Here is a 6,476-nt window from a genome sequence, read left to right on the forward strand (position 1 = left end):
CCTGTTGGAAAAGGCGATGGCCGGCATGGGCCGGCCATCGGGTCGGGGTGTCGTGTCCTCAGGCCCGGCCTGCGGCCTTCAGTCGCTCCTGCTCCTCGAGCATCTTGTCCACCGAGGAGAGGTAGTACTCGTCGGCGAAGCCGCTCTCCGGCTCCTTGAGCCAGATGAAGCAGACCAGCCAGCTGAAGAAGGCGCCCGCCGCCAGGATGTAGAAGAACTGTGTCGGGGTGACGAAGGTGAAGAGGGTCAGGTAGACCACCGCCCCCACGTTGCCGTAGGCGCCGGCCATGCCGGAGATCTGGCCGGTGATGCGGCGCTTGATCGAGGGGATGATGCCGAAGGTGGCGCCCTCGGAGCCCTGAACGAAGAAGGAGGTGAAGATGGTGATGGCGATGGCCAGGATCAGCGGCCAGGTCTCGTTCATCATGCCCATCAGGGTGAAGCCGATGCCGATGCCGAACATGTAGCTGAGCATCACGAAGCGGCGGTTGCCCATGCGGTCGGAGACCGCGCCGCCCATGGGGCGCGCCACCAGGTTGACGAAGGCGAAGGACGAGGCGATCAGGCCGGCGGCGGCGGCGGTGAGTCCCCAGGTCTGCTCGAAGAACATCGGCAGCATGGAGATGACCGCCAGCTCCGCGCCGAAGTTGGCGAAGTAGGTAGTGTTGAGCGCGGCCACGCTGTTGAAGTGGTACTTGTCGTCCTCCGGCACGCCCTTCTTCAGGATCGGCACGTTGACGCGGATGATCTGCACCACCTGGTAGATGACGATGGCGAGGATCGCCAGGTAGGAGAGCACCGCCGCGGTGACGGACATGAAGCCCATGTCCTGGATGCGCCACACCAGGATGGCCAGACAGCCCACCAGCGGGATGGTCCAGAGGATCAGCTTGATCATGTCGCCCCAGCTGCTGACCTCCATGGCCAGGGCCTTGCGGGTCTTGCGGTGGGAGGTGGCGGAGGGGCCGTCGGTGATGGCGAACCAGTAGTAGACGCCGTAGGCGGCCATCACGAAGGCGCTCTGGGCGATGGCCCAGCGCCAGCCCTCGTCGCCGCCGTACCAGACGATGGCGATGGTGGGCAGGGTCATGGCGGCGGCGGCGGAACCGAAGTTGCCCCAGCCGGCGTAGAAGCCCTCGGCGAAGCCGATGTGCTTGGGCTTGAACCAGAGCGCGGTCATGTGGATGCCGACCACGAAGCTGGCGCCGATGGAGCTCAGCACCAGTCGGGCGACCAGCAGCTGGGTGAAGGTGTTGCCGAAGGCGAAGGCCAGGGCGGGAATCGCCATGGTCACCATCAGGATCGAGAAGACCCGGCGGGGGCCGAAGCGGTCCAGCGCCATGCCGACGATGATGCGCGCCGGGATGGTCAGCGCCACGTTACAGATGGCAAAGAGGCGGATATGGTCCTGGGTCAGCCAGTCGACGTCGCGCAGCATGCTGGTGGCCAGCGGCGCCATGTTGAACCAGACGTAGAAGGTGATGAAGAAGGCGATCCAGGTCAGGTGCAGGGCCCTGATCTCCGGCGTGCGTACCTTGAAGAGGTCGGCGACTTTCATGGTGAGGTCATCCTGAAGGGGAAGGACGCGGTAGTGGCGCTGAGGCGATCCAGCGGGCTCACGGGCTCGGGAAGATCAGCAGCGGGACCTCGGCGCGGCGGGCCAGGAAGGAGCTGACGCTGCCGAAGGTCATGTAGTCGAGCTCGTCGACGAAGTAGCTCAGCGACTGGGCGATGATGCCGCCGTCGGGCTTCTGGCTGTGGCGGGCCATCACCAGCAGGTTCGGCTTGAGCTTGCGGGTGGCCTCCAGCAGCTGCTTGCGGGCGTCCCCCTCGGCGATATGGGTCTCCACCGCGAAGCCTTCCGCCTCGGCGAAGGCCTTCGCCTCGGCGAGGGCGGCGGTCAGCTCCTCGACCTCCTCCTGGAAGAGGTCCTCGTTGGCGTCGGTGGCGTCCCGCGGGTTCTCGGCCACGGCCACCAGGATCAGGAGCGGGGCGTTGCAGCGGAACATCTCCACGGCCTGGGCCAGGGCCAGCTTGGCATTTCGCGAGCCGTCATAGGCGAGCATGATCTTCATGGGGCACCTCCAGCAGTGGGGGTAGAGGCGAGGCGGCCGGGGCCGGCCGCCGGGCAGAGGAAGCGGTGAATCACGGGTTCTTCACGTAGGCGTTCTTGCGCAGGTAGAACCACCAGTTGATCACCAGGCAGAGCGCATAGAAGATCGCGAAGCCGTACATGGCGAGCTCGGGGGTGCCGGCGCGAATCTGGCTGCCCATCACCACCGGGGCGATGAAGGCGCCGTAGGCGGCTATCGCGGAGGTCCAGCCGAGCACCGGGCCCTTCTGCTGGGCATCGAAGATCACGCCGATGCTGCGGAAGGTGGAGCCGTTGCCGATGCCGCTGGCGGCGAACAGCACCACGAACAGCAGCATGAACAGCCAGAAGTAGCTGTTGGGGTCGGTGGAGTTGTAGGCCAGCATCATCACGTAGCCGGTAACGGCGGAGGCCACCACCATGACCACCGAGATCACCTGGGTGACGATGGAGCCGCCCACCTTGTCGGAGATCCAGCCGCCGATGGGACGGATCAGGGCGCCGACGAAGGGGCCGATCCAGGCCCAGGTCAGGGCGCTGGGGGCATCGGGGTTGGCCACCCGGGTCACGCTGCCGTCGGCGGCCACCTCCATCATGCTGCCGAAGATCACGTTGATGGAGAGCGGCAGGGCGGCGGAGAAGCCGATGAAGGAGCCGAAGGTCAGGATGTAGAGCACCGTCATCGACCAGGTGTGCTTGTTCGAGAAGATCGCGAACTGCTTCTGGATATTGGGCTTGATCTCGCCGGGAATCAGGCGCAGCAGGCCGAGGGTCAGCAGGATGGTGAGCGGCAGGGCGACCCACATGCCCAGCCAGCCCAGGGCGATGACCCCGGCCACGGTGGCGAGGATGCCGACCCCGTAGAGGCCCAGGATCTTGCCGAAGGCCTGGACCGGGGCGCCCGGGTTGGGGGTGATGGGGCGCAGGTTGTTCATGCCGAACCAGCCGGCGAAGGCCAGCGGGATCAGGAACAGCAGCCAGATGAAGCCGGCGTTCTGGATCCAGGTGTCGGTGCCCGCCTCGATGCGGCCGATCAGGGTACCGCTGGCGCTCTGCAGCTGCATGGGGTCGCCGGCGATGGCGCCGAAGAGGCCCACGGTCATCACCAGCGGGATCAGGATCTGCATGGTGGTGACCCCGAAGTTACCGAGGCCGGCGTTCATGCCCAGGGCGTAGCCCTGCTGCTTCTTGGGGAAGAAGGTCGAGATGTTGCTCATGGAGGCGGCGAAGTTGCCGCCGCCGATGCCGGAGAGCAGCGCCAGGGCCTGGAACACCCAGAACGGCGTGTCGGGGTTCATCAGCGCAAGGCCGGTGCCGGCCGCTGGGATCATCAGCAGGGCGGTGGTCAGGAAGACCGTGTTGCGTCCGCCGGCGATACGGATCATGAAGGAGGCCGGGATGCGCAGGGTGGCGCCGGCCAGGCCCGCGATGGCGGTCAGCATGAACAGCTGGTCCACGCTGAACGGGAAGCCCAGGTTCTGCATCTGGGTGGTGATCATGCCCCACATCATCCAGACCGCGAACCCCATCAACAGGCTGGGAATGGAGATCCACAGGTTGCGGTTGGCAACCCGCTTGCCTTCCCTCTCCCAGAACTCCTCGTTCTCGACATCCCAGTGTTCGATATCGGCATTCCTGGCGGTCCGCGTGGCGCGTCCGCTCTCGGCACTCGATCTTGCCATGGTGATTTCCCCTTGAGGTCCAACGGTGGGCTCCGCGGTTGATCGATATCAAGCCGAGCCTTATGGAGGGAAAGATACGCCGCTGCCGAGGGGCGCGAAACGGGCCGAAATCGGCCCGCCGCGGGCGAAGTACCTCCAGGGAGGTAGAGGGGATAATCTGATAACCAGCTGTTTTTGTTGTGCTTTGTGGTGAGAGGGGTGCAGGGGGAGGGGCGCGCTGGCGCCCCGGGGTTATTTGGAGGTATCCACAGAGAACCGCCGGCGGCTAGCGGTTGGCGCCCTCCTGCACCGCCCAGACGGCGGCCTCGACCCGCGAGCGCAGGTTGAGCTTCTTGAGCAGGTGCTTGACGTGGACCTTCACCGTGCCCTCGGTGATGTCCAGCTTGCGGGCGATCATCTTGTTGGAGAGGCCACCGGCCAGTTCGCTCAGGATCTCCCGCTCGCGCTGGGTGAGGCTGTGGATATCCGGCGCCGCCGGCTGGCTGCGCTGGCTGCGCAGTGCCTCAGCCAGCAGGGCGGTGAGGCTCTCGCTGATCACCATGCGGCCCAGCGACGCCTGGCGCAGCTGGCGGATCATCTCGTCCGGGTCCATGTCCTTGAGCAGGTAGCCGTCGGCGCCCCCCTGCAGGGCGGCCACCACGTCCTCCTCGTGGTCGGAGACGGTAAACATCACCACGCGGCCGGCGTAGCCCTCGTCGCGCAGGCGCTTCAGGGTCTCGATGCCGTTCATGCCGGGCATGTTGAGGTCGAGCAGCACCATGTCGGGGTCGAGTTCCAGGGCCAGGCGGACGCCCGCCTCGGGCTCGCCGGCCTCGCCGATCAGCGTCATGTCCTCCTCCAGCTCCAGCAGCTGGGAGACGCCGCGGCGCAGCAGCGGGTGGTCGTCGATGATCAGGAGGCTGGCGGGGGTCTCGTCGGTCGTATCGGTCATCCTGGCTTACTCCCTGTGGCCGTGGCGATCGGTGGCGATGGTGTCGAGGCGCGGGTCGACGGGGGCGCTGGCGGTGCCGACGTGCTGGTGGATCAGGCGCGCGGTCTGGGGGGTGAAGACAAGCGCCACCCGAGTGCCGCCCTGGGCGCGGTTGGCGAGGTTGAGCTCGCCGCCGAGGGTCTCGGCGCGGTCGCGGATGATCACCAGCCCGTAGTGCATGGGCGGCGAGCTGTCGTCGGCCAGGCCCACGCCGTCGTCCTCGACGACGACATGCAGCTGGGCGGCACGAAAGACCACCGACACACCCGCCCAGTGGGCGTTGGCGTGCTTGACCACATTGGCCAGCGACTCCCGCACCACCTGCAGCACATGGATCTCCTCGTTGGGGTTGAGCAGGTGGGGCGGCAGGTCGACCTCCAGGTCGATGCGAGTCTCCAGCCGCTCGCCGAACTCGGCGACGGTCTGGCGCAGGGCGCTGGCGAGCCCCGGGCCCTCGAGCTTGAGGCGGAAGGTGGTCAGCAACTCGCGCAGCTGGCGATAGGCGCTGTCCAGGCCGGTGCGCAGCTCGTCGAACACCGGCGCCTGGGTCTTCGGCGGCATGCCCTTGGCCTGCATGCGCTCCAGGCGCGCCACCTGCATCTTCAGGTAGGAGAGCGACTGGGCCAGGGAGTCGTGGAGCTCCCGGGCGATGATGGTGCGCTCGTTCATCAGCGTCACCTGCTGCTGCTCCTCGATGCGCCGCTGCAGATAGACCGCGGTGGCCAGCTGGTCGGCCAGGGCGTTGAGCAGGCGGCGCTTGCTGTCGGGCAGCGGTGAGGCCTTCGGGTACCACACCTCCAGGGTGCCGAGCATCAGCTCGCCGACGCTGACCGGCAGCAGCAGGCATTCGCCCGCCTCGGTCTCCTGCAGCAGCAGCGGCTGGGGGTCGAGCAGGCAGGCGTGACAGTCGTGGTCGCGGCAGTACTCGGGGCGCCGCGCCGAATGGGTGGCGAGGATCGGGACCTGGCGGTCGTCGTAGGGATCGTGGAGCGACAGCCGGATGGGGCCGATCTCCAGCAGCTGCCCCAGGCGGCGCAGCATGGGCGCGGCGCTGGCGCAGAGATCGTTGCCGCCGCCATAGAGGGCGCGGCTGCCGTCGTGCATCACCTGCATGGCGCGGTTGCTGCGCTCGAGCTCCGCCTTCTTGCGCGAGACGCGCGCCTCCAGCTCGGCGTAGCTGGCGCCGAGCTCCTCGGCCATGGCGTCGAAGGTGCGCCCCAGCAGCGCCAGCTCGTCGTTGCCGGCGAGCCGCGTGCGGTGGCCGAAGTTGCGGTGGGCGGCCTCGCGGGCCAGTACCACCAGGTGGCGCAGCGGCATCACCAGGTTGTGACGGATATCGTAGAGGGCGATCACCACCACCACGGCGGTGAGGCCCAGGAAGAGGATCTGCAGGGCGCTGAGCAGCTGGATCTTCGACTCGCTGTTCTGCTCCAGCAGGGTGACCATGGCGTCGATCTCGGCGACCAGGTCGTCGAGGGTCTCGCGCAGGGGGTCGGGCTCCACGCCGCCGCCGGCCGTGGCCAGCGCCACCCGGGGGGCGAGCTCCTCTTCCCAGCGCGCCTGGAGCGATTGGTGCTGGCGCTGCAGGGGGTGGTCCTCGGCCCGGGGCATGGCATCGGTCAGCTCGGGGCTCGCCAGGCGCCGCTCGAAGCGCTCGGCCAGCTCGGTCACCCGGTCGCGCGTCTCGGCGCCGGGCTGCTGCTCGTAGCGCTGCAGGGCGCTGACGATCTGG

At 67.5% G+C, this 6,476-nt stretch carries 5 protein-coding genes; all 5 read right to left on the bottom strand.

The window, feature by feature from the left end; translation table 11 throughout:
- Window positions 1-58: 58 nt before the first annotated feature.
- Window positions 59-1,558 carry an MFS transporter gene (locus J5F18_RS02295; RefSeq protein WP_346300740.1) on the bottom strand — a complete coding sequence of 500 codons (1,500 nt, stop codon included), beginning with the start codon at window positions 1,556-1,558 and terminating at the stop codon, window positions 59-61.
- A 58-nt stretch (window positions 1,559-1,616) separates the two neighbouring features.
- Window positions 1,617-2,075: a universal stress protein gene (locus J5F18_RS02300; RefSeq protein ID WP_346300741.1), complete on the bottom strand. Its 459-nt coding sequence runs from the start codon at window positions 2,073-2,075 to the stop codon at window positions 1,617-1,619.
- A 70-nt stretch (window positions 2,076-2,145) separates the two neighbouring features.
- A complete protein-coding gene (locus tag J5F18_RS02305) occupies window positions 2,146-3,774 on the bottom strand; it encodes an MFS transporter (RefSeq protein WP_346300742.1) in 1,629 nt (542 codons plus the stop codon).
- A gap of 265 nt (window positions 3,775-4,039) precedes the next feature.
- Window positions 4,040-4,705 carry a two-component system response regulator NarL gene (gene narL, locus J5F18_RS02310; protein ID WP_346300743.1) on the bottom strand — a complete coding sequence of 222 codons (666 nt, stop codon included), beginning with the start codon at window positions 4,703-4,705 and terminating at the stop codon, window positions 4,040-4,042.
- 6 nt (window positions 4,706-4,711) lie between these two features.
- A partial coding sequence (locus J5F18_RS02315) for a histidine kinase (protein WP_346300744.1) occupies window positions 4,712-6,476 on the bottom strand: 1,765 nt, incomplete at its 5' end.

The organism is Halomonas sp. BM-2019 (assembly GCF_017584085.1).

Bases quoted from the DNA above. Each gene is read 5' to 3' on its own strand.
- J5F18_RS02300 (WP_346300741.1), bottom strand. From the start codon at position 2,075: ATGAAGATCATGCTCGCCTATGACGGCTCGCGAAATGCCAAGCTGGCC.
- narL (WP_346300743.1), bottom strand. From the start codon at position 4,705: ATGACCGATACGACCGACGAGACCCCCGCCAGCCTCCTGATCATCGAC.
- J5F18_RS02305 (WP_346300742.1), bottom strand. From the start codon at position 3,774: ATGGCAAGATCGAGTGCCGAGAGCGGACGCGCCACGCGGACCGCCAGG.
- J5F18_RS02295 (WP_346300740.1), bottom strand. From the start codon at position 1,558: ATGAAAGTCGCCGACCTCTTCAAGGTACGCACGCCGGAGATCAGGGCC.